Here is a 23,530-nt window from a genome sequence, read left to right as displayed (position 1 = left end):
GAGTTTTATATGTCACAGACAGCTATCACGCTGGCATTTGAGCAGTGGAAAGCGCAGCAGGGTGCCACTGGCGAACCGGTGGTGCTGGATGAATTTGTGTTTGCGGATGTACCGGGGCTGAATCCGGATGTACCCATTGACCGGAATGAAGCACTGCCAGCTGTCGCGCAGATTGTGCACCGACAACCTGTTACCCGTACTGGTGTGGTGAATGAAAATGGCGTGGTGTATTCCGCCGTTCTGGGTGCTGACGTGGGCGACTTCAGCTTTAACTGGATCGGTCTGCTGAATAAGGCCAGCGGTACGCTGGCGATGATTGTTCATGCGCCGGTACAGCAGAAACTGAAAACAGCGGAAGGCCAGCAGGGGAACGTTCTGACCCGTTCGTTTCTGATGGAGTACAACGGCGCACAGGCTGAAACCGGGATTAATACACCGGCTGAAACCTGGCAGATTGATTTCACGGCGCGTATGGCCGGGATGGATGAACGCCAGCGCCTGGAGAATGTGGATATTTATGGTGCTGCCGCATTCTTTGGGGATGGTTATCTGGTCGGAAAAACCGGCAATCAGTATTTTGTCACCAAAGGCACCGGCTATGTGGCGGGACTGCGTACGTCACTGGCAGAAAATCAAAATATTACCGTGACAACAAAACCGGTAAAAGTCTGGCTGGATGTGTGCTGGGCGGGTGCGCTGACCAGTGTCTGGAATGTTCAGCGCAAAATTACCGTAGCGGAAAACCTGGCTGATTATGTGCAGAACGGTGAACAGCATTACGTGTTTGCAGTGGCCAGCATTGATGTGAATGGGAACATTACCGATTTACGGCCAAAGGGGAGTCTGAATGAACAACAGGCCAGCAGTGATTTCCTGCGAAAAGATACAAATTTAGCCGATGTTCAGGATAAAGCTGAAGCCCGTAAAAACCTGAATCTTGGGGAACTGGCGCTGTTAAGCCGAAGTGACGTTCTGCCGGTAGGTGTCCCCCTGCCGTGGCCGATGGATACGCCACCGGACGGTTGGGGGATTCTTCAGGGGCAGGCTTTTGATAAGGCCGCTTACCCGCTGCTGGCGAAGGCTTACCCTTCCGGCGTTCTGCCTGATATGCGCCGGATGACAATTAAAGGGAAAACAGACGACCGCGCCGTGCTTTCTTATGAAGAAGACGGCATCAAATCACATGCCCACGGTGCAACTGTTTCTGCGACCGATCTGGGGACAAAAACAGTGTCCACGTTTGATTACGGTTCAAAGCAAACAACAGGATTTGATTACGGTAACAAAACCACGGATGTGCAGGGGCATCACGACCATGGATATCCGGTGGGTGGTGTCGGGGGATCTAACTACCCTGTTTTGTCTAACGGTAATGGCAGCTGGAGCAGGACTACCGCAGAGGGAAACCATGCTCATAACGTTTATATCGGGGCGCATGATCACTGGGTGGGCATTGGTGCACACAATCACACCGTAACACTGGGCGCACACGGACATAACGTGACGATTAATGCGACGGGTAACGCAGAGAACACGGTAAAAAACATTGCTTATAACTACATTGTGAGGCTGGCCTGATGACTTTCAAAATGACCGATGAAAACCGGACGATTACTGTTTATAACCTGCGTGCGGATACGCATGAATATATTGGTAAAGGTGATGCGCTAATCCCGGCACATACGGGACTCCCTGCGAACTGCACCACGACAGAGCCGCCAGAAACAAAGGCGGGTTTTATTCCCGTTTTTAATATGGAAAAACAGCAATGGCTTGTCATGGAAGACCACCGGGGAGAGGTTGTTTTCGACACGCAGACAGGCAATGCGCGTTTTATTTCTGAGCTGGGAGCATACCCGGCAGGGACAACGACAATTCCAAAGGATTCTGCCTGGCAAAAATGGGATGGCAGTAAATGGGTATCTGATCCCGATGCTGAACGCGTGGCGCTGGTCAGTGAAGCTGAGACGACGAAAACCAGTCTGATGAAACAGGCCAGTGAGGTAATTTCAACCTTACAGGATGCGGTTGATTTTGATATGGCAACAGATAAGGAGCAAACGCTGCTGGTTGCCTGGAAAAAATACCGTGTGCTGTTAAGTCGGGTTAACCCTGATGATGCCGGGAATATAGTCTGGCCGGAGGTGCCTGATAATGTGGCGTGAAGCACGTCTGGCCTTCGCTGATTCGCTGGCCGCGCTGAATTGCTCAATTGTTCCGGCGCATCCGTGGATAAACGGGCTGGGACAGCAGACGGATAACGGTGCATATCTTAGCCCGGTGAATGCTGTCCGCTATCTTGCCGGGAGGCTGGCCGGAACGGGCGGAAATGCCGATGTGATGATCATGATGGTGACAGGCCAGACGCATGAAAATTTCATGAACAGCCTTAACAGCCTGGTGGATGTTTTCCCCGCGCCGGCATTCACCCAGGTAAAGCGTCTGGCGCAATCCGCTGCGGCGCTGGCCATCGAAAAAATGCAGATCCCCGCGAAAGCCGGGGCGGGGTTGCCGGTTGCTGTTCCGTTGTCTGTGCCAACCAGCAGGGCGGCATTGTCAGCGGCGGCGGTAAGCCAGGCACAAAAAGCGGCCAGTGCGGGCTTCAGTCTGGATGGCATGAAGCAGCAACTGGGGGAGTTTGCGCAGCTGCGTGACAAACTTATCAGTGATGTGGCCAGCGGACTGGGCGATTTACAGGGAAAAAGTGCCAGAGCCTGGGTTTTTACGGGCAACGGCGATACAGCCACCACGCTGCTGGAACTGGTAAAAGATATTCCGCAGCCATCAGCCGTTTATACGGCGGCGATGATGCTGGTTGGTGACAATCTGGATGGAATAAAGGGAATGATTCATGACTTCGATCCCAACACTGGCGCTTAACGGCGAGGCCATACCGCTGAAAAACATGCGTTTAACCGTATCGCAGCAGTTCCAGGATAAAGACCAGTCCGGCCAGACCAGCGCCACCACAAAATCAGAGCAGGGTGCAAAGGGCAAGGAACTGCGTATCAGCGGTGAAATTCCGTTTAAAAGCCCGGAGATCCTGAAACGTATTTTCGAGCTGGCCAGCGCCACGGATGCCGGAGGAAACCGCCAGAAATACCGTGTGGCGCATGAAGTGGCCAGAGCGGTGAATTTTCGCGAGGCGACATTCAGCGGGACGATCGATGCGCCGCAGCAGGACGGAAAAATGGCCTGGCTGGTCACGTTTACGCTGGCAGAACATATCAGCGTGCAGGAAAAGCGGGAGGCCAGAGCCACAGGGAAATCCAGCGCGAAAAAACAGACGGCCGGAGGAACCGGACAGGCCGGTGGCCAGAGTGCCGGGGAAGATGAAGAAAAACTGACGTGGTTTGAGAAACGTGTGCTTAAACCCGTCAATGATGCTTTGGGTTAACGATGAAACCAGTTAAACGCCTGTACCTTTCAACGGATGAAGTTCACCTGGCGGATGCCAGTCTGGTGCTGGAGCTGAACAGTTGCGGCCGGGGATTTATTACTGCACAGACAACCACGGACTATACCGGGAAACTGGTGCGGCTGGATGTGGGGTATTCTGACCTGCTTTTGCGCTGGTTTACCGGCTACGTGGAACGCTCGCAACCTGCTGAAAATGGCTTTCAGCGCCTGTTTGTACGTGAGCTGGTCGGTGTGTTTGAAAAAGCGTGGCCATGTTCATTTCAGCATCCCACGTTGCGTAAAATCGCCGGCTGGCTGACGGAAAACAGCGGGATAACGGTCAGTGTGCCGGATACATCATACAGCGATAAGCCGATCCCCCATTTTACCCATAACGGCACGGGTTATCAGTTGCTGAATAACCTGGGCAGGGCATTCAGTATCCCGGATTACATCTGGTATCAGTTGCCTGATGGTTCCCTGTATGTGGGCGGTGCAGAAAAGGCGCTGTTTGCCGGTCGTCCGGTAGATATCCCCGCAGAGTTCAGCCAGGGGGCGGCGGGCGGTAACTCCATGACGCTGCCGGTGATCCAGAGTCTGCGACCGGGAGTTGAGCTGAACGGGGAGCGCGTGACCAGAGTTCATCTGACCAATGACACAATGGCCGTCACCTGGACACCCAGAAACCGCGCTACAGGTCAGCCATTACAGAAAACACCGGCGCAGCGCCAGATTGAAAGCCATTACCCGGAACTGGCTTCCGGGCTGCACCTGCCGAAGCTGGCCAGAGTGGTGGCACCCAGCGAAGCGGTGAAAAGCGGTGATTTTTCCGATCCGTTCCGGCCACGTTATGCCGTTGATGTGCAGCTGCTTGACGCAGACGGCAATCCCGACAACCAGACGCCGGTTTATTCGGCAGTGCCGCTGCCGGTACCGATGGCTGGTAATGACTCCGGCATGTTCCAGTTCCCGCCAGAAGGGACGCTGGTTGAAGTTGCTTTTACCGGGGGGAGACCTGATAAACCGTTTATCAGGCAGACACTGCCGGATGGTACCAGTCTGCCGGATGTTAAGCCCGGGGAGCAGTTGCAACAGCAGCGGGCGGAGGTATCGCAACGCGTTACCCAGGCTGGCGACTGGGTGCGGCAGACCGATCAGACCATCAGCGAGACATCGATGGCGAGGACGGTCAAAGCCGACACGGAACAACGTGATCTGGTCAGTCGGGAAACCACGGTTAAAGCCACCGATAAGACAACGGTACTGGGTACCGCCACCCTGATGGCCGGAGCCATTCAGCAGGTCAGCGCCGGTGATTTTAGCCAGGCCGTGAAGGGCAACAGGCTGGCCAGCATTGAAGGGAATGACGAAGCCGATATAACCGGGAAGCAGTCCACGAAAGTGGCCGGTGCTGTGGATGTTGATGTGGGGGGAACCCTGACTGAAAAGATTGCCGCGCTGCGTAAATCGGTGGCGGCGGGCGGTCAGCAGATTATGGGACCAACCGTCCATATTGGCAGTGAGAGTGTTAACACGCTGACCATGATGCTGGATACCATTGATTTACTGGCAGAGCTGGCGCAGCAGTGTGCGAACCATTCACACCCCAGCGTGGGTACGCCAACCAATGCCAGCGCATTTACCCAGACGGCAGAGAAGGCCGGGCAGACCCGCAATAAGTACCAGAGCATAATCGCCTGACCATCCCATCAGCCCGCATCTAAGCGGGCTTTTTTGTACCCATTCCCAGGCCTCACCAGACGCATTCTAAGCGTTTATTTTCCCTGACCACTACCACGCAACACCATAAAAGGATCTGTGCTGCCACGTTATGCTGGCGGCGCTAAATGCTGACAAAATAAATCTTTCGCAGACAAAAACGGCACTACACCGCACCCGCCTGCGGTTTCTGGATCGATAAAATTTTTCAGTTTTCTTTTTCTACAAACCAGACCGCCAGACAGCGCCAGTACTGGCAGTTTCGCGGAAAACCAGAACTGAAAAGAATGAAAGGAATTTCAGTAATTTTCAGTTTGAAGGATCTGCGAAGGATCTAAGAAAAATATCAAGTTAATGAAATTTAAGAGAAAAATGTATTTTACGTGCGTTTGAGAAGATCAAAAGGCGGTAGGTGGCTGGAGAAAGAAAAACCCGCGAACTCAGTGAGGGCGCGGGTTGTGGAGGTGCTTGGCAAAAAATGAAAACTGAAATTCTTACTGTGTAGTTTCTGTGTAGTTCAGGTAACACCAACTACACACGAGTTACACGTTAAGATAGAACCTGTAGATTCGTTGTTGTCATTGATTTGGCGTTGAGGTATAACTTGATGCGTATCTTTAATCAACTGGAGAATTTTTAGATGAATAGCGGTTTCTTTATTTCCCGCTCTGACTTTCAAAAAATGTCGGAACGAACTCAGGCTGAGATTTTAAGTGCGGTGACTGGGGAGGATAACTCACAACACTCAGAACCAGACTATAGCGGCTTGGCAGCGGATTTATCCTCTTTGCAGGCAACACAATTTGTTAAAGGGTTAAGTGGTAAGTCTCGGAACGTTTTGAAAGCGATTCTTGAAATTAAAGATGTGGAGTCGGGCTTCTGGATGAAAACTCTTGCTGTAACTTTATCGGTGGAGGCTGATTCGTTGACAGGGGTATGGTCGGGGCTAACACGCCGCAGCAGAACGGTTACTGGTGATGCGAATGCCTACTTGATCGATTGGGTATGGCGTGAGCAGGAAGAGGATTATTTCGGAACGTTGAATGCAATCACAATTAAAAATCTAAAGAAGGCAATGAATATTCGATGAATGTAAATAGTGAAGCCCCAGCTGCGCTAACAGCCAGGGCTTCGGTTTTGTCCAATCCCAGCAAGGAATTTAGACATGAAGACTGTAGCAAAAACGGAACTCGTATTCCACGAAACAAAATTCACTACTGCTAAAAGAAACGGCCAGATTTGGTTCACCGCTGCTGATTTGGCTCATGCGCTTCAGTACGCGAACATGAAATCGATTACTAATCTTTTTCACCAAAATTCTGATGAATTTTCGCCAGGAATGTCTCAGGTCATTGAATCAGTGACCTCAGGGAATTATCGGAAGCGGGTGCGCATTTTTTCACTTCGTGGTGCTCACCTTCTGGCTATGTTTGCCAGAACCCCCATTGCTAAAGAGTTTCGCCAGTGGGTGCTAGATATCCTTGAACGTGAAAGTTCTCCACGAGGGTTGCCAACTGAAGCAAAGCTGAATTCTATTTGCCCATGTTGCGGTAAACCATCAGTCATTATTGAAAGCAGGTATATCACACGGTATCGAACAGAAATTATCTCTAAGTGTGAGCGGCGAGAGTGTCCTGATCAGCTTTTCAGCTCAGAGATTTCGTTCTCCTATTACATAGATAAAGCGGATAGCTTGGGTATGGATGGGGTCATTTGGTCTTTATCATCTGGCCAAAGGGAAAGGCTGATCCGGCTGCTATCGACCTCTATGTGATCTTTGAGGGGACGAAAAGGGGACAGTAACTATTGTGTCAATAAAAAAGCCACTCGTTAGAGTGGCTTAATTATATGATTTTAAAGATAAAATTTGGTGGCCCCTGCTGGACTTGAACCAGCGACCAAGCGATTATGAGTCGCCTGCTCTAACCACTGAGCTAAGGGGCCGTGGCGGTGGATTATAAAGTAACTCCGCGTTGCAATCCAGACATAAGCGTACGGATGCTGTTTTTATAAACAATGTATTTTCAGTCCGTTATACTTGTTCCCTGATGTATTGTGTGGAGTGAATATGGTTAAGGACATACTGGCGCCGGGGCTGCGGGTGGTTTTTGGCGGCATCAATCCGGGGCTGTCTTCTGCGGGGACCGGCTTCCCATTTGCGCATCCGGCTAACCGCTTCTGGAAGGTTATCCATCAGGCGGGATTTACTGAACGCCAGCTAAAGCCGGAAGAGGCGCAACACCTACTGGATTTCCGCTGTGGCGTCACCAAATTCGTCGACAGGCCAACGGTGCAAGCCAATGAGATAAAGCTACAGGAGATGCGTAGCGGTGGCCGTAAGCTCATTGAGAAGATAGAAGAGTTCCAACCCGCAGCGCTCGCAATCCTCGGGAAACAGGCATTTGAGCAGGGGTTCAGTCAACGTGGCGCGCAGTGGGGGAAACAGACACTGACGATTGGTACGACGCAGATTTGGGTATTGCCGAACCCCAGTGGGTTAAGCCGTATTACGCTGGATAAGTTAGTGGAGGCGTATCGGGAAGTGGATGTGGCGTTGAAGGCGCGCGGCTTGTAAGGTGGATAAGTGAATCTGCCATCCGGAAGAACCCGCGCAAATTGCCGGATGGCGGCGTAAACACCTTATCCGGCCTACGGGTAGCCCGGCCAAGCGTAGCGCCGCCGGGAATGCTTCGATTGACAGGCGAAAAAAAAGCTCCCATGAGGGAGCTTTTTCACGTTTTAAACCTTGAGGTTAATCGTCGAGGAAGCTGCGCAGTACTTCAGAACGGCTCGGGTGACGCAGTTTACGCAACGCCTTCGCTTCGATCTGACGGATACGTTCGCGGGTAACGTCGAACTGTTTACCGACTTCTTCCAGCGTGTGGTCGGTGTTCATATCGATACCGAAACGCATACGCAGAACTTTCGCTTCACGCGCTGTAAGTCCAGCCAGAACGTCGTGCGTTGCAGCACGCAGGCTCTCGGTGGTGGCAGAGTCCAGCGGCAGCTCAAGGGTGGTATCCTCGATGAAATCACCCAGATGCGAATCTTCATCGTCGCCGATCGGCGTTTCCATGGAGATAGGCTCTTTCGCGATCTTCAGCACTTTACGGATCTTGTCTTCCGGCATCAGCATACGTTCAGCCAGTTCTTCCGGCGTTGGTTCGCGACCCATCTCTTGCAGCATCTGGCGGGAGATACGGTTGAGCTTGTTGATGGTCTCAATCATATGTACCGGGATACGGATGGTACGCGCCTGATCCGCGATCGAACGGGTGATCGCCTGACGGATCCACCAGGTTGCATAGGTGGAGAACTTGTAACCACGACGGTATTCAAACTTATCAACCGCTTTCATCAGACCGATGTTGCCTTCCTGAATCAGATCCAGGAACTGCAGACCACGGTTGGTGTATTTCTTCGCGATGGAGATAACCAGACGTAAGTTTGCTTCAACCATCTCTTTTTTCGCACGGCGGGCTTTCGCTTCACCGATGGACATACGACGGTTGATGTCTTTAACCTGCTCGATGGTCAGGCCGGTTTCTTCTTCAATTTGCTGCAGTTTCTGCAGGCCGCGGTGAACATCATCTGCCACATCGTGCAGTTTTTCAGACCACGGTTTGTTCATCGCGATTGCCGCGTTGAACCAGGTTTCGCTGGTTTCGTTGCCAGTGAACAGAGTGATGAAGTTCTTCTTCGGCATTTTGCACTGCTCAACGCAGAGCTTCATGATCAGACGTTCCTGAGTACGCACGCGGTCCATCATGACGCGCATGCTGTTGACCAGGTAGTCGAACTGTTTTGGCACCAGGCGGAACTGCTTGAATACTTCAGACAGCTTCTGAATTTCTTCCTGCGCGGCTGCATGGCTGCGGCCTTTCGCTTTGATAGTGTCGCGGGTGATTTCGTACTGAGTACGCAGTTCACCGAATTTCTCGCGCGCTAATTCAGGGTCGATGCTGTTGTCGTCGTCGCTGCTGTCGTCGTCGCCGTCTTCTTCATCTTCGTCTTCGTCATCATCCATCTCTTCCTGAGAAAGTTCAGAGCCGACGTGGGTCGCGGTTGGCGCCATGTCTTCTTCTGCGTTCGGATCGACAAAGCCGGTTATCAGATCGGAAAGACGTGCTTCTTCAGCTTCTACGCGATCGTATTGCTCAAGCAGATAGGTGATGGCTTCCGGGTATTCGGCAACGGAGCATTGAACCTGGTTAATCCCGTCTTCGATGCGCTTAGCGATGTCAATTTCGCCTTCACGGGTTAACAGTTCAACGGTACCCATTTCACGCATGTACATGCGGACCGGGTCAGTTGTACGACCGATTTCGGACTCAACGCTGGACAGAACCTGGGCAGCCGCTTCTTCCGCGTCTTCATCGGTGCTGTTGGAGGTTTCAGCAAGCAGCAGATCATCGGCATCCGGTGCTTCTTCCATCACCTGAATACCCATGTCATTGATCATTTGGATGATGTCTTCGATTTGATCTGAATCGACGATATCTTCCGGCAGATGGTCATTGACCTCGGCATAGGTCAGATAGCCTTGCTCCTTACCACGTTGGACAAGAAGCTTCAGCTGTGACTGCGGGTTTTGCTCCATAAGACGGTATCCACACTTAATTCGTTTGATTGGTGTTGGGCGGTAAAACCGCCAACGGCAAAACGAGGGCATACTTATATTTTGCCGCTGCCTCTCCGTGCGGCTGTCGGGGGCTTCCCGATCGATATTCGGCAGTTAAGCCGTTAAATACTTCATCCTTCACGTTGTCTCTGCGTTAGCTGCGTTCGTTACTCGGCTCATCCTGAGCCTCGCCCCTTACGGGGCCGCCGCAAGCAGCGTTCAAATCCGCTCCCGGCGGATTTGTCATCCTGGTCATGTACTGATGTACACTCCCAGGCGTTCGTTCACTTGCTGCCTTGATACAACGCGAATGATTTTGTCTTTGTTTTGTCTTTCTCTTATTTCTTGGCCAGTTCCTGGTTCAGCGTCCAGAGTTCCCGGCGTTCTTCGCTGCTTAAACCGTGTGTGCGCTCACGAGCTATCAACTCTTCCTGGCGCAGTTCAAGCATCGAATCAAACATATGGTTGAGTGAGTCGGTGAAGGTTTTTTCTGCGATATCTTTATCTGCTATATCGTCCCACATCGACAGTTTTTCAAGGGTCGCAGCATCATTTGTACCGCGATAGTGCTCTAAAAGTTGTCCGGTGGTCAGACCTGGCTGAGACAGACAAGTGTTGACCAGTTCTCTGAATAAGCCAAGTCCAGGTAGCTTATTTTGATCCAGAGCGCCTAACGACGGAACCAGTGGGGCCAAATCCGGGTTTTGCACCAGTAACCCTATAAGTATACGCATGGTCGTACGTTTTAGCTGTGGAACAGGGCGGGAAGCCCCATTTTCTGCCAGTTTTGGCATTAAACGTTCAAGCTGGCTGTCATCCAGGATGCCGAGCTTGTTCCCTAACTCCTGTCGCAGATAAATGCGTAACGTTTCGCCCGGTACCTGAGTAATCAGCGGCAATGCCAGCGTGCTGAGCTGTGCGCGTCCGTCCGGGGTACTCAAATCGACCTGCGGTAACAGGCTGTTAAATAAAAACGCGGAGAGCGGCAGCGCCTGCTCCATCCGGGCTTCAAAGGCCTCTTTCCCTTCTTTACGCACCAGCGTATCGGGGTCTTCGCCGTCAGGTAAAAACATAAAACGTAGCTGGCGGCCGTCTGTCATATAAGGCAGTGCGGTTTCCAGCGCGCGCCATGCTGCATCGCGCCCGGCGCGGTCGCCGTCGTAGCAGCAGATGACGTTGTTCGTTGCACGGAACAACAGCTGAATGTGATCGGCGGTGGTTGACGTCCCAAGGGATGCCACGGCGTAGTTAATGCCGTACTGTGCCAGGGCGACCACATCCATATAGCCTTCGACCACTAACAGACGCTGCGGATCGGCGTTATCCTGTTGGGCTTCATAAAGGCCATACAACTGACGGCCTTTATGGAAAATATCGGTTTCCGGGGAGTTCAGGTACTTCGGCAGGGCATCGCCCAGCACACGTCCACCAAAACCAATGACCCGACCACGTTTATCACGAATGGGGAACATCACCCGTTCGCGGAAGCGATCGTAACTGCGTCCTTGATCGTTGGTGACCAACATTCCCGCGTCGATCAGCGATTTGCGATTCTCGGGATTGCCGCCAAACCGTTTCAGGACGTTGTCCCAACCAGGGGGCGCAAAACCAATGGCAAAACGGGTGATAACGTCGCTACTTAATCCTCGCTTTTCCAGGTACTGGCGCGCAGGGGTAGCGGCGGGTTGCATCAAAGACTGTTGATAAAAAGTGTTCAGGCCGTCCATCAATTGATAAAGACTTTGCCGTTGATGGCGCTCTATCTGACTGGGGCCACTGCCTGCTTCATAGGGCACTTCTAAGTTGTGCATTGCGGCCAGTTCTTCGACGGTTTCCACGAACTCGAGCTTGTCGTAGTTCATGAGAAAGTCGACGGCGTTGCCGTGTGCACCACACCCAAAGCAGTGATAAAACTGTTTTTCACCGTTTACGGTGAAAGAGGGGGTTTTTTCGTTATGGAACGGACAGCACGCGTGATAATTTTTGCCCTGCTTTTTCAGCTTTACCCGCGCGTCGATGAGATCGACGATGTCGGTTCTTGCCAGCAGGTCATTGATAAAAACGCGAGGAATTCGTCCAGCCATAAGCCCCTGTTTTTTGATGACTCATATACACAAAATCATTCAGGATGCATCAAGGCGGCAAGGAAGCGAATCCTCAGGAGCGTACAGCAGTACGTGACTGGGGTGAGCGACTGCAGCCAACACTGAGGCAGCTTGAATGATGACGTGTATAAACGAAAATAAGCCGCGCATTCCTTCCGGAAGCACGGCCTTACAACTACAACTCAGTCTGAATTGAGAGCGTTGGCTCTCAATGGATTAGTACAGACGAGTACGGCGTGCGTTTTCGCGAGCCAGTTTCTTCGCGTGACGTTTCACAGCAGAAGCTTTAGCGCGCTTACGTTCGGTAGTCGGTTTTTCATAGAACTCACGACGACGAACTTCCGCCAGAACACCTGCTTTTTCGCATGAACGCTTGAAGCGACGCAGTGCTACGTCGAACGGCTCGTTTTCACGTACTTTAATTACCGGCATGTAACTCTCACCTTTAATAAATTCGGTTTGCCGCTGGCATCAACGCCAGCTTATTTCAAAATGGTGCGGAATTTTACTGCAATTGCTGCTGCTTTGTAAAGCACCGACGCGATTTTGAAAGGGACTTTTATAAGGACAAGGAGTATACACGAGCGGAACTCCTGGGGCGAACAAAGTTTTACATCAACCCGCATTGGTCCTACACTGCGCGGTAATAGAGCGAGGTAAAACAAGTCATGCGTGTATTGGGCATTGAAACATCCTGCGATGAAACCGGCATCGCCATTTACGACGATGAAAAAGGTCTTTTAGCCAACCAATTGTATAGTCAGGTGAAATTACATGCTGACTACGGCGGCGTGGTGCCAGAACTGGCTTCGCGCGATCATGTGCGTAAGACCGTACCGCTGATCCAGGCCGCGCTGAAAGAGGCGGGACTGACGGCCAAAGAGATTGACGCGGTAGCCTATACCGCAGGTCCTGGTCTGGTTGGTGCGCTGTTGGTCGGCGCAACCGTGGGGCGTTCGCTGGCATTTGCCTGGGGCGTTCCAGCAATTCCAGTACACCACATGGAAGGCCATCTGTTAGCCCCAATGCTGGAAGAAAATCCGCCTGCATTCCCGTTTGTCGCGCTGCTGGTCTCCGGCGGTCATACACAGCTGATTAGCGTCACCGGAATTGGCCAGTATGAACTGCTGGGCGAATCGATTGATGATGCGGCAGGTGAAGCATTCGATAAAACAGCCAAGCTGCTGGGGCTGGATTATCCTGGCGGTCCAATGCTGTCAAAATTGGCATCACAGGGCGTCGAAAAGCGTTTTGTCTTCCCGCGTCCAATGACTGACCGCCCGGGGCTGGATTTCAGCTTCTCTGGTCTGAAAACGTTTGCTGCGAATACCATTCGTAATAACGAAAATGACGATCAGACCCGCGCAGATATCGCCCGAGCCTTTGAAGATGCGGTGGTCGATACGCTGATGATCAAGTGCAAGCGCGCACTGGATCAAACCGGTTTTAAACGTCTGGTGATGGCGGGGGGCGTCAGTGCGAACCGTACGCTGCGTGCAAAACTGGCCGAGATGATGCAAAAACGCCGTGGCGAAGTGTTCTACGCGCGTCCGGAATTTTGCACCGACAACGGGGCAATGATCGCCTATGCCGGGATGGTGCGTTTTAAAGCGGGCGCGACGGCCGATCTTGGCGTGACGGTGCGTCCACGCTGGCCGCTGGCGGAATTACCGGCGGCATAAGCACACAATATCGTAGGCCCGGTAAGCGCAGCGCCACCGGGCAATACGCTACATCCGCAGCATTCCCTTCTCTTCCAGAAACGCGATAATTGTTTCCAGACCCTCTCCGGATTTTAAATTACTGAACGTCCATGGCCGCTCGCCGCGCATGCGCAAGGTATCGCGCTCCATCACCTCCAGTGATGCGCCGACGTAAGGAGCCAGATCGGTTTTATTGATCACCAGAAAATCGGATTTGGTGATCCCCGGACCACCTTTACGCGGGATCTTCTCGCCTTCAGCAACGTCGATCACGTAGATCGTCAGGTCGGCCAGTTCCGGACTAAAGGTGGCGCTCAGGTTATCGCCGCCGCTTTCCACGAAGATCAGATCCAGATTACCGAATTTGTCGCTCAGTGCTTCTACTGCCGCCAGGTTCATTGACGCATCTTCACGGATTGCGGTATGTGGACAGCCGCCGGTTTCCACGCCGACAATCCGTTCAGGCTCCAGTGCGCCAGCCTCGGTGAGAATGCGCTGATCTTCTTTGGTGTAGATATCGTTGGTCACGACGGCGAGTTGCCAGGTGTTGCGCATGGCTTTGCATAATGCCTCCAGTAGCGCGGTTTTTCCGGAACCCACCGGGCCGCCTACGCCCACGCGCAGGGGATGTTTGTGTGTATTCATGTTTTCTCCTCAGGAGCGGAATAGTCGGGAATATTGCGTTTCGTGCCGGGCAGAGGCGATGGCGGCCAGTGGCGTAGAGGAGCCGAGACCAATGTCAGGGCAAGCCAGTGCCTGTGCCAGACCCTGCGCATAGCGATCGCAAAGCGAGATAATCAAGCGCTGCGCCGCCTGCTGACCAAAGGGAACCAGTTTGACGCCGGCCATCACCGCACTTTCAATCCAGCTGTAGCCGAAGCTTAACGCCAGCTCTGTCAGCGGGATTTTCCAGCGTACGCCCAGCCAGGCCATGCCGCAGAGCTGGCTTTCACTAAAGAGCGCACGCCATTGCGGGGAACAATCGGGCTCCCAGTCGGTGACCAGGCGCGTAAAAGCGGTGCCCCGACTGCGTTCTTCATCCCGCAGTTCGCGGGTTTCCCGGCAGGCCAATAACCAGGCCGTCCAGCGATGTGCCGCCGTAAGATCGTCCTGTTCGCAGGCACGATAAAGTCTTGCCAGTAGCGGCAGGTCGACGGTAAAAAAGTTCTGTTCCATCTGCTGGATTTGCCAGTCAGAGAAGTCATCGACGTTTGTCACCCAGCCGATTTCGACCGCCCACTCCAGGCCCTGGGACCAGGTAAACGCCCCGACCGGTAAACTGCCGCTGGCGAGTTGCATCAGGCGCAGCTGTTGGGTGTTATGCATCAGTGCGCATGACCGTGATGATGGCCGTGTGACTCGCTGGCATAAGCGCCTGCCTCTGGTTCAAACGGCAACTGGGCGAACGTGACCTCAAGGTTGAACTGGCGCAGCATATCGTCCAGCACATGATCGTGGTGGTAGCGCAATTCAGTGGGCAGGATTTGCAGAGGAACGTGGCGGTTGCCGAGGTGATAACAGGCTTTAGCGAGCAGGAAAGGATCGGCGCAGCGCACGACAGAAACCGACTCCGGCGCGGCGATGACTTCGATGACTTCGCTGCCTTCGTCGTTGGTCAGCAGATCGCCGCCGCGCAACAGTAAGCCTCGCGGTAGCATCAACCCGGCTTCGCGGCCGTCGTTCAACGCGACTCTGGCGCGACTTTTTACCCGAACATCAATGGGTAGCGTGACGCTTGCAGTGACAGGATGGGCGTGGTTAAGGCGTTGGGTCAGGTAGATCATCATCACTCCTTAAAACAGGAAATAGCGTTGCGCCATCGGCAACACATCTGCCGGTTCGCTGGTGATAAGTTCGCCATCAATACGCACCTCGTAGGTTTGGGCATCGACGGTGATATTGGGCTGTAGGCTGTTGTGGATCATGTCGGCTTTTTTCACCGTTCGGCACCCCTTAACGACAGCGATGGCACTTTGCAGATTGAGCTGTAGCGGGAGGTTTAGCGCATCAGCAGCCTGAGAGATAAATGTCAGACGACTGTGATGCCGCGCCGCGCCAAGCGCGCCAAACATCATGCGGTAATGCACCGGCTGCGGAGTCGGGATCGAGGCGTTGATATCGCCCATCGGTGCGCAGGCAATCATCCCGCCCTTAACGATCGTTGCCGGTTTTACGCCAAAGAATGCCGGTGACCACAGCACCAGGTCAGCCAGTTTGCCAGGCTCAATGGAACCGACTTCGTGGGCGATACCGTGGGTCAGCGCCGGGTTGATGGTGTATTTGGCGATATAGCGTTTAACGCGTTGGTTATCGTTATCGCCGGTTTCTTCCGCCAACGGACCGCGCTGGACCTTCATGCGATGCGCCACTTGCCAGGTACGCAGGATCACTTCACCCACACGCCCCATGGCCTGAGAATCAGATGAGGTCAGGGAAAATGCGCCAATATCGTGCAGCACATCTTCGGCGGCGATTGTTTCCCGACGAATACGCGATTCGGCAAAAGCCACGTCCTCAGCGATATCCGGGTCGAGGTGGTGGCAGACCATTAACATATCGAGGTGCTCGTCGATGGTGTTGACGGTGTAAGGCAGCGTTGGGTTGGTAGAAGATGGCAGTATATTAGCGTGTGCGCAGGCGGTGATGATGTCTGGCGCATGGCCACCCCCCGCCCCTTCGGTGTGGAAGGTATGAATAGTGCGATCGCCAATTGCCGCCAGCGTATCTTCGACGAAGCCAGACTCATTCAACGTGTCACTGTGCAACGCGACCTGAATGTCCATTTCATCAGCGACGGTCAGTGCGCAGTCGATAGCTGCCGGGGTGGCACCCCAGTCTTCGTGGATCTTCAGGCCAATTGCACCCGCAGCGACTTGTTCGCGTAACGTGTCGGGATTCGATCCATTGCCCTTGCCCAGCAGACCGATATTGACCGGCAGCGCATCAGCCGCCTGGAGCATACGGGCGATATACCATGGACCTGGCGTACAGGTGGTGGCATGGGTTCCTGCTGCCGGTCCCGTGCCGCCGCCGATCATTGTCGTCACGCCGGATACCAGTGCTTCTTGCGCCTGCTGCGGGCAGATCCAGTGAATATGGGTGTCCACACCGCCGGCGGTGACGATCTTACCTTCTCCGGCGATCGCTTCCGTGCCAACGCCGACAGGGATCGTGACGTCAGGTTGAATGTCCGGGTTACCTGCTTTACCAATGGCGAAGATCCTGCCGTTCTTGATGCCAATATCCGCTTTAACGATCCCCCAGTGATCGACGATCAGCGCGTTGGTTATCACCAGATCCACACACGCTTGCGCGCGCATTTGACCCTGACCCATACCGTCGCGGATCACTTTTCCTCCGCCGAATTTGATCTCTTCGCCGTAGGTGGTGAAGTCTTTTTCTACTTCGATCCACAGTTCCGTATCTGCCAGCCGTACTTTATCGCCGGTTGTCGGGCCAAACATGTCAACGTAAGCCTGCCGGGACAGTTCATTCATTGTCTGCCTCCAGTGCACCCATGACTTCACCGCGAAAACCCACGATCCGCTGTGCACCGGCCACACGCACCAGTTCGACTTCCCGCTTTTGTCCGGGTTCGAAACGTACTGCGGTACCCGCAGCAATATTCAGGCGAAAACCACGTGCGGACTGACGGTTAAAATGTAGCGCCGGATTGACTTCGTAAAAGTGATAGTGCGATCCCACTTGGATGGGGCGGTCGCCATGATTTTCCACTACGATCGTGCGGGTTGTCCGGCCCGGATTGATCGCGATAGTTCCCGTTGAGATCTGATATTCACCAGGGATCATTGCTGCTCCTTAAACGATCGGGGTATGGACGGTGACCAGTTTAGAACCGTCCGGAAACGTGGCTTCTACCTGAATATCCGGGATCATCTCCGGAACGCCTTCCATCACTTGATCGCGGGTGAGAACGTGGCGACCGTCTTCCATCAGTGAGGCAACAGTTTTGCCATCGCGCGCACCTTCCATAATAAAAGCGCTAATCAACGCCACTGATTCCGGGTAGTTCAGCTTTAGCCCGCGGGCCAGGCGACGCTCTGCCACCAACGCAGCGGTGAACAGCAACAGCTTGTCTTTTTCTCGGGGGGTCAGTTCCATAAGGGTTCTCTTAGGTTTGCCAGATTCGCGGGAGTACGGGAGATTTCTGCGTAAGCAGTGGGCGTAGGAATTGCCAGATATCGCGCATCACGCGCTGAACGACCAGGTTGTCATCTGCCAGAAAACGTAGCGTAAGCAACGCGTCGTTAAGCGTGGCACCGGCGTAATTTCCCAATGGTGTGAGCCGTTCGCGTACACCTTCCAGCATATTTTCGTTCGCCGGGTAGCACAGCAGCGTGCCGACCCAGGGATGCCGGGCAATGCTGCTCAAGTCTCCACCTTGCAACTTCAGGCGTTCTATCAGGAGCGGTTGTCCGTCCCGCCATACTTCCAGACGGTTCTGTAGCGTGCCGTGACTGAACGTTTCCTGCAGTACCGGTCGTCCGAGACACAAGAGATCCCAGGCAAACAGATGACTTTCATGTGTCAGGTGAAAGACTGACTGGAGAGTGGCATTGGCGCCGGGAAAAAGGATTGTGTCCTGCGGTAGCCACTCCAGCGTGGCGTGTGGGGCGAGGGTAAAATGCTGGCGTAGCTGCGCCTGCGGTCCACGGCTACGATAGAACTTGCCCGCACCGGGCATGGTTATTAAGGCATGGCTGTGTTCGCTGAGTGAAACGGAAATATGCAACTCGTCACCGCCGACAATGCCGCCGGGAGGATGAAGTAAATAGAGATGACAGACGTCGTTTTCCGGGTAAAACGGGCGCTGGACCGTTAACGGGCCGTGATGACGCGACGAGGCAAGCACCGTTTTGTGTGTAGTGCGGGTAAACTGCAGATCCAGTTCGGCCTGCCAGCCTCGTGTATGTGTCTCGTGCGCAACCGTATCCAGAGCGTTTCCCTTATCGGCATGAGGGTATTTGCATACAAAAAAGTATGCCTCAGCGCAGTGGGAAAAGGGTCATATGAGAAGCTTATGGAAAAAAGGGGCGACAATACGCCGCCCCAATGGGGTTTACAGTAAAACGAGGGGCATCCAGACCAGACCGGTTATCACCAGCAGCACGAGGAAGATCAGGCCGAAAATGGCACCTAATCGCCAGTAATCTACCGTCGGTAAATAGCCGCTACCGTAGTAGATAGGGCTTGGGCCGGTTGCATAGGGGGTCAGAATGCTGCCCAGACCAATCGCCGCCCCCACCATCAGGCAAAAGACTGGTAATGGGATAGCGGGCATCGCCAGCGCGGCGGCAATCATCATCGGCGCCAGTGCCGAGGTGTATGCCGTGGCGCTGGCAAAGAAGTAGCGCAGCAGATAAAACACCACGATCAGTGCCACCATCACCATCATTGGCGAGTAACCGCTTAGCCCGTTTGCCAGCAGTTTGCCAAACCAGGTGATAAAGCCTGTGTTATTGAGTCCAGTGGCGAGCGTTATCAGCGAGGCCAGCCAGAAAAAGACGTTCCACGCGGCTTTATTACTGACGATGTCATCCCAGCTGATGATGCGCAGCACCAGCATGAGTGCCACCACGCTGTAACCGACCATTGCAGCATCGATATAGTCACCACCGAAGATCCACAGCACCAGCGCGCCAACCATCAGCGCCAGCATCTTTTTCTCACGTGCGCACAGCGGTCCCATTGTTTTTAGCTCGGTGTCTGCCCAGCGCGGTACCTGGTCGCCGGATTTCAGCACCGGTGGGTACAACACGTACGCCAACCAGGGCACGATCAATACCAGCAAAATGCTCAGCGGCAGCATCCCTAAGAACCAGTCGCCCCAGCTTAGCGCCGTGTGAGATGCGCCTTTCATCAGACCGATTAGCAGCAGGTTTGGTGCCATCGCCGTTAAGAAAATAGCGCTGGTAACGCAATCAGCGACAATCCCCATCCACATAATGTAAGAGCCGATAGAGCGGGCGCTGGGATCATTGGGCTGTGAGTTATATAGCGGCGGCAGGTTGCGGATGATCGGATAGATAATCCCGGCACCACGCGCAGAGTTAGAGGGCGTGACAGGAGCAAGGATCAGCTCAGAGAACATCACCGCGTAGCCGAGAAACAACGTACGGTGCCCCATCTTTTTCACTAACATCAGCGCGATACGTCGACCCAGTCCGGTTTTCTCATAGCCGGTGCCAAACATAAAGGCCGCGAAAATCAGCCAGATAACCGAGTTAGAAAACCCCGATACCGCCCATGACAGCGATTTGGCAGTAAATTTAAAACCGTCCTGCGCGAGTTGTTCAGGGCTGAACAGGATCCACGGCGACAGTACCGCGATAATCGAAATACCTATCATCGCGACTACCGCACCCGGTACAGGTTCCAGAATGAGCCCGACAATCACACCGGTAAAGACGGCAAAATAGAGCCAGGTGTGGCTCTCAAGACCGGTGGGAACGGGCAGAACAGCAATAATGGCGATAACCACCAGCGGAGCCAGGTATCGCCACCAACCAGCTAAAGGTGCCATTGTTGTATCCCTGCGAAAGGGGGAGGGGCGCAGCGCCCCTCCGGAAGGGTTATTTGATGTAGTGCACGTGCTCGCAGATTTCTTCCACGATCGGCTCGCGGCGTTCAGCGAACAACTTTTTGTTTTCAGCGATCAGGTTATTGCCGTGGGTGTCGATGGAAACAATCAGCGGGCCGAACTCTTTTACCCGGCATACCCACAGGGATTCCGGCATGCCTAACTCCGTCCAGTGCACTTCTTCGATCTCTTCAACCTGGGTTGCCGCAACGACTGCGCAGCCAGCCGGGAAGATCACGTGCAGCGCTTTGAACTGCTTGCAGCCTTCTTCCGTCAACGGTCCCATACCGCCCTTACCGACCACCAGTTTCACACCTGTTTGTTCAATGAACTCTTTCTCGAAGGCTTCCATACGCATGCTGGTGGTTGGGCCAACGGAAACCATCTCCCATTTTTCACCGTTCTTACGCACGATCGGTCCGGCGTGGAAAATTGCTTTACCGTTTAGATCGTACGGGATCGGGCGCTTAAGTTCGATCAGGCGGCGGTGGCACACGTCGCGACAAGTCACCAGCGTACCGGTCAGGTAAATGACATCGCCAACGCGGATGTCTGCCAGATCTTCGGCTTTGATCGGGGTTGTCAGGATCTTTTTCATAACGCGCTCCGGGTGTGAGACAGATTTTCGAAGGAGAGATCAGCATGAACCAGCAGCGTGCCGCGACGGTGCGCCCAGCAGCCAGTAGAGACGGCAACGCCGATAGTGGAGGGATGGCGTGCGGCAGATTCGATATGCACGCCCATGACGGAGCTATTCCCGGTCAACCCTTGTGGGCCAATGCCCAGACGGTTAAGTCCCTCTTCCAGGCGCAGTTCCAGTTCTGCCGCTTTCGGGTTCGGGTGACGTGACCCGATAGGACGCAGTACCGCTTTTCGTGACAGCACGGCAGCGGTTTCGACGGAGGTCGCAATACCGACACCGACCAGCACCGGCGGGCAGGCGTTGACCGCCAGCGTGGAGATATTTTCGAAGACAAATTTCACTACGCCTTCGTAGCCTTCAGAAGGCATTAACACTTTGGAGCGTCCCGGTAGCGTGCAGCCGCCGCCCGCCATGTAGACTTCGATTTCTGCATCGTCGCCGTCAGGGATGATATCCCAGGTAACCCATGGAACACCGGTACCGGTATTTTTACCGGTATTCACTTCGTCAAAAATTTCTACTGCATTGTGACGCAGCGGCGCTTTGACGGTCGCGTCTTCAACGGCTTGTTTCAAAATGCTTTGCAGTTCGCCCAGTAGCGGAAAGCGGGAGCCGACTTTTACAAAGAACATGATTTCGCCGGTGTCCTGACAGGCCGGGCGATTCAGGTCGATAGCCTTCTGCATGTTGTCAAACATGGTGTGGTAAATGATTTTACCCATTGGTGAAGTTTCACCTTCGCGTAGCTGTTTTAATTTATCTACGACGTCGTCGGGCATGCGGGTAGAAATCATGGCGGTAAAATTCGCGACAATGTTAGTCAGCGTGTTTATCGCATTTTGGTTATTTTGCTTGCTCATTATGCTAACTCCAGTTCTTTTATTTATCTGGAAATAAATTCTCCGGCACAAACTACCACTAAAAATGTGGCTTTATATTATTTGCCACTGTGAATATCCAATTAACAGTTCGTGAATGATGTCCCGATAAGGCAATAAAAATTGCGCAAGGGCAGGGTTTAATTCGCATCAGAGAATTACACTGCGGTTAACAACATCACGGATATACTGAACATGCTGAACACTTATCCCCTGGCGAAAGACCTGCAGGTGCTGGTTGAGATTGTTCATAGTGGCAGCTTTAGCGCAGCAGCCGCGACGCTTGGACAAACGCCTGCGTTTGTGACAAAACGCATTCAGATCCTCGAATCCACGCTGAGCACGACACTGCTTAGCCGCTCTGCGCGCGGCGTGACACTCACGGAAAGCGGGCAACGCTGTTATGAACATGCGCTGGAGATCCTTGCCCGTTATCAGCATCTGGTGGATGACGTCACACAAATCAAAACGCGTCCGGAAGGGATGATTCGTATCGGCTGTAGCTTTGGATTTGGGCGTAGTTATATTGCTCCTGCTATTACCGAATTGATGCATAGCTATCCTGAATTACAGGTGCATTTTGAGCTTTACGATCGGCAAATTGATTTAGCTCAGGATAATATCGACCTGGATATTCGGATTAATGATGATATTCCTGATTATTATATTGCGCATTTGTTAACGAAAAATAAAAGAATATTGTGTGCCGCGCCGATATATTTACAAAAATATGGCCAGCCGATGACGTTACAGGAATTAAGTCATCACGATTGCCTGGTAACGAAAGAGCGCGATATGACCCACGGGGTATGGGAGCTCGACAACGGTCAGGAGAAAAAAACGGTTAAGGTGGCAGGGCACCTTTCGTCCAACAGCGGTGAGATCGTGCTGCAGTGGGCGCTGCAAGGAAAGGGGATTATGTTACGCTCCGAATGGGATGTGCAGCCGTTCCTGCGCAGCGGCGAGCTGGTTCGCGTACTGCCAGGCTACGCGCAGAGCGCCAACATTTGGGCGGTTTATAAGGAGCCGCTGTATCGCAGCGTGAAGTTGCGTGTGTGCGTGGAGTTTCTGGCAACGTGGTGTCAGCACAGATTGGGTAAGCCTGTTGAGGGGTATCAGATTCCACAAGCCGGATAAGACGCGTTCGCGTCGCCATCCGGCAAGAAAATCACTCAGGGTCTTTTTCGCGCTTTTTCTTTAGCTTGGTCCAGATTTTTGTCTCCTGACGACGCCACAGACGCTGGATATTGTCATGGTGACGCAGCAGAATTAAGCATGACAGCATGGAGACCGGAAAGGTGAACTGAGGGTTGAACCACCAGACGTAGAACGGCGCAATCAGTGCGCTGACGATAGCGCCTAATGATGAATAGCCGCTCAGCAGGACGGTTAGCAGCCAGGTACCAGCCATTACGCCAGTAAGATCCCAACCAATCGGCGCAATCGCGCCAAAGGCGGTGGCTACGCCTTTTCCACCTTTAAAACCGAAAAATATCGGCCAAATATGCCCCAGGCAGGCCGCGATGGCGATCAATCCTAACCAGAAGGGGCTGACGCCTAGCGCGTATGCCCCCCAGACGGGTAACATACCTTTCAGGACGTCGAAAATCAGCACGGCGACGGCGGCTCCTTTGCCTCCAATTCGCAGCACGTTTGTCGCGCCCGGATTCCCAGAGCCGCTTGTACGCGGGTCCGGCAATCCAGCGAGGCGGCATACCAGAATGGCACTGGAAATTGAGCCGCAGAGGTACGCGAAGATGATCATTCCAGGCGCGATTGCACTCATAAGCTGTTCCGTTTTGAAAATGTCGTGTAAAACGCTACTTCTGTGGATAATACGCATATTTCGCCGGAAGTGGTA

Annotated in this window: 24 protein-coding genes and 1 tRNA gene; 10 read left to right on the top strand and 15 right to left on the bottom strand. The window is 53.4% G+C overall.

The genetic code is table 11. From position 1 onward, the window contains the following. Window positions 1–9 precede the first annotated feature (9 nt). The 7 genes from NNO02_RS04840 (at window position 10) to NNO02_RS04810 (ending at window position 6,892) form a co-directional block, all read left to right on the top strand. Complete coding sequence (locus NNO02_RS04840; RefSeq protein WP_271441544.1) at window positions 10–1,578, top strand: phage tail-collar fiber domain-containing protein; 1,569 nt, start codon at window positions 10–12, stop codon at window positions 1,576–1,578. Next, a complete protein-coding gene (locus NNO02_RS04835) occupies window positions 1,578–2,165 on the top strand; it encodes a tail fiber assembly protein (RefSeq protein WP_271441545.1) in 588 nt (195 codons plus the stop codon). The genes NNO02_RS04840 and NNO02_RS04835 overlap by 1 nt, the downstream gene beginning before the upstream one ends. Further along, entirely contained in the window at window positions 2,155–2,880 is a 726-nt protein-coding gene (locus NNO02_RS04830) for a hypothetical protein (RefSeq protein ID WP_271441546.1), read from the top strand. The genes NNO02_RS04835 and NNO02_RS04830 overlap by 11 nt, the downstream gene beginning before the upstream one ends. After that, a complete protein-coding gene (locus NNO02_RS04825) occupies window positions 2,852–3,397 on the top strand; it encodes a baseplate complex protein (protein ID WP_271441547.1) in 546 nt (181 codons plus the stop codon). Before NNO02_RS04830 ends, NNO02_RS04825 begins: the two co-directional genes overlap by 29 nt. 2 nt (window positions 3,398–3,399) lie before the next feature. Beyond that, complete coding sequence (locus NNO02_RS04820) at window positions 3,400–5,100, top strand: hypothetical protein (RefSeq protein WP_271441548.1); 1,701 nt, start codon at window positions 3,400–3,402, stop codon at window positions 5,098–5,100. Between the two features lie 658 nt (window positions 5,101–5,758). Then, on the top strand, window positions 5,759–6,208 hold the full coding sequence (locus tag NNO02_RS04815) for a hypothetical protein (protein WP_271441549.1): 450 nt from the start codon (window positions 5,759–5,761) through the stop codon (window positions 6,206–6,208). Between the two features lie 75 nt (window positions 6,209–6,283). Further along, window positions 6,284–6,892, top strand: a complete 609-nt coding sequence (locus tag NNO02_RS04810; RefSeq protein ID WP_271441550.1) for a BRO-N domain-containing protein — start codon at window positions 6,284–6,286, stop codon at window positions 6,890–6,892. Between the two features lie 94 nt (window positions 6,893–6,986). Here the strand turns inward: NNO02_RS04810 and NNO02_RS04805 are convergent. Beyond that, window positions 6,987–7,062, bottom strand: a tRNA-Ile gene (locus tag NNO02_RS04805). 124 nt (window positions 7,063–7,186) lie between these two features. On the opposite strand from NNO02_RS04805, the gene mug reads away from it, so the two are divergent. Further along, window positions 7,187–7,693, top strand: coding sequence for a G/U mismatch-specific DNA glycosylase (gene mug / locus NNO02_RS04800; protein ID WP_271454312.1), 507 nt, complete (start codon window positions 7,187–7,189; stop codon window positions 7,691–7,693). Between the two features lie 177 nt (window positions 7,694–7,870). Here the strand turns inward: mug and rpoD are convergent, their stop codons facing one another. The 3 genes from rpoD to rpsU form a co-directional block, all read right to left on the bottom strand. Continuing rightward, entirely contained in the window at window positions 7,871–9,718 is a 1,848-nt protein-coding gene (gene rpoD / locus NNO02_RS04795) for an RNA polymerase sigma factor RpoD (RefSeq protein ID WP_003024699.1), read from the bottom strand. A gap of 359 nt (window positions 9,719–10,077) precedes the next feature. Continuing rightward, window positions 10,078–11,823 (bottom strand): DNA primase, encoded by a 1,746-nt coding sequence (gene dnaG / locus NNO02_RS04790; protein ID WP_271441552.1) that lies wholly within the window; start codon window positions 11,821–11,823, stop codon window positions 10,078–10,080. A gap of 237 nt (window positions 11,824–12,060) precedes the next feature. After that, window positions 12,061–12,276 carry a 30S ribosomal protein S21 gene (gene rpsU, locus NNO02_RS04785; protein ID WP_001144069.1) on the bottom strand — a complete coding sequence of 72 codons (216 nt, stop codon included), beginning with the start codon at window positions 12,274–12,276 and terminating at the stop codon, window positions 12,061–12,063. Window positions 12,277–12,512: 236 nt separating this feature from the next. On the opposite strand from rpsU, the gene tsaD reads away from it, so the two are divergent. After that, window positions 12,513–13,526, top strand: a complete 1,014-nt coding sequence (tsaD, locus tag NNO02_RS04780; protein WP_038633989.1) for a tRNA (adenosine(37)-N6)-threonylcarbamoyltransferase complex transferase subunit TsaD — start codon at window positions 12,513–12,515, stop codon at window positions 13,524–13,526. 48 nt (window positions 13,527–13,574) lie between these two features. On the opposite strand, the gene ureG is transcribed toward tsaD, so the two are convergent. The 10 genes from ureG to ttdA form a co-directional block, all read right to left on the bottom strand. Then, window positions 13,575–14,192 (bottom strand): urease accessory protein UreG, encoded by a 618-nt coding sequence (gene ureG, locus NNO02_RS04775; RefSeq protein ID WP_271454311.1) that lies wholly within the window; start codon window positions 14,190–14,192, stop codon window positions 13,575–13,577. Window positions 14,193–14,201: 9 nt separating this feature from the next. Beyond that, window positions 14,202–14,873: an urease accessory protein UreF gene (locus NNO02_RS04770; protein WP_271454310.1), complete on the bottom strand. Its 672-nt coding sequence runs from the start codon at window positions 14,871–14,873 to the stop codon at window positions 14,202–14,204. After that, on the bottom strand, window positions 14,873–15,331 hold the full coding sequence (ureE, locus tag NNO02_RS04765) for an urease accessory protein UreE (RefSeq protein WP_271454322.1): 459 nt from the start codon (window positions 15,329–15,331) through the stop codon (window positions 14,873–14,875). Before ureE ends, NNO02_RS04770 begins: the two co-directional genes overlap by 1 nt. A 9-nt stretch (window positions 15,332–15,340) precedes the next feature. Further along, a complete protein-coding gene (ureC, locus tag NNO02_RS04760) occupies window positions 15,341–17,044 on the bottom strand; it encodes an urease subunit alpha (protein ID WP_271454309.1) in 1,704 nt (567 codons plus the stop codon). Then, the gene (locus NNO02_RS04755; protein WP_271441557.1) at window positions 17,037–17,357 is read right to left on the bottom strand and encodes an urease subunit beta; all 321 of its coding nucleotides are present in this window, start codon (window positions 17,355–17,357) and stop codon (window positions 17,037–17,039) included. Before NNO02_RS04755 ends, ureC begins: the two co-directional genes overlap by 8 nt. Window positions 17,358–17,366: 9 nt before the next feature. After that, complete coding sequence (locus tag NNO02_RS04750) at window positions 17,367–17,669, bottom strand: urease subunit gamma (RefSeq protein WP_137382538.1); 303 nt, start codon at window positions 17,667–17,669, stop codon at window positions 17,367–17,369. Between the two features lie 10 nt (window positions 17,670–17,679). Further along, on the bottom strand, window positions 17,680–18,504 hold the full coding sequence (locus NNO02_RS04745) for an urease accessory protein UreD (RefSeq protein WP_271454321.1): 825 nt from the start codon (window positions 18,502–18,504) through the stop codon (window positions 17,680–17,682). A gap of 123 nt (window positions 18,505–18,627) precedes the next feature. Further along, window positions 18,628–20,091 (bottom strand): anion permease, encoded by a 1,464-nt coding sequence (locus tag NNO02_RS04740; RefSeq protein WP_271454308.1) that lies wholly within the window; start codon window positions 20,089–20,091, stop codon window positions 18,628–18,630. Window positions 20,092–20,140: 49 nt separating this feature from the next. Beyond that, complete coding sequence (gene ttdB / locus NNO02_RS04735; RefSeq protein ID WP_271454307.1) at window positions 20,141–20,746, bottom strand: L(+)-tartrate dehydratase subunit beta; 606 nt, start codon at window positions 20,744–20,746, stop codon at window positions 20,141–20,143. Beyond that, on the bottom strand, window positions 20,743–21,654 hold the full coding sequence (gene ttdA, locus NNO02_RS04730; RefSeq protein ID WP_271441567.1) for a L(+)-tartrate dehydratase subunit alpha: 912 nt from the start codon (window positions 21,652–21,654) through the stop codon (window positions 20,743–20,745). Before ttdA ends, ttdB begins: the two co-directional genes overlap by 4 nt. 210 nt (window positions 21,655–21,864) lie before the next feature. Between ttdA and ttdR the strand changes: the two genes are divergently transcribed. Further along, window positions 21,865–22,806 carry an L-tartrate utilization transcriptional activator TtdR gene (gene ttdR / locus NNO02_RS04725; RefSeq protein ID WP_271454306.1) on the top strand — a complete coding sequence of 314 codons (942 nt, stop codon included), beginning with the start codon at window positions 21,865–21,867 and terminating at the stop codon, window positions 22,804–22,806. 31 nt (window positions 22,807–22,837) lie between these two features. Here ttdR and plsY read toward each other — a convergent pair whose 3' ends face one another. Then, window positions 22,838–23,455, bottom strand: coding sequence for a glycerol-3-phosphate 1-O-acyltransferase PlsY (gene plsY / locus NNO02_RS04720; RefSeq protein WP_202037729.1), 618 nt, complete (start codon window positions 23,453–23,455; stop codon window positions 22,838–22,840). Between the last annotated feature and the right edge of the window lie 75 nt (window positions 23,456–23,530).

This window comes from Citrobacter sp. Awk 2 (genome assembly GCF_028069815.1).
GTDB lineage: Bacteria > Pseudomonadota > Gammaproteobacteria > Enterobacterales > Enterobacteriaceae > Citrobacter.
This window is presented reverse-complemented; position numbering and strand designations above follow the sequence as displayed.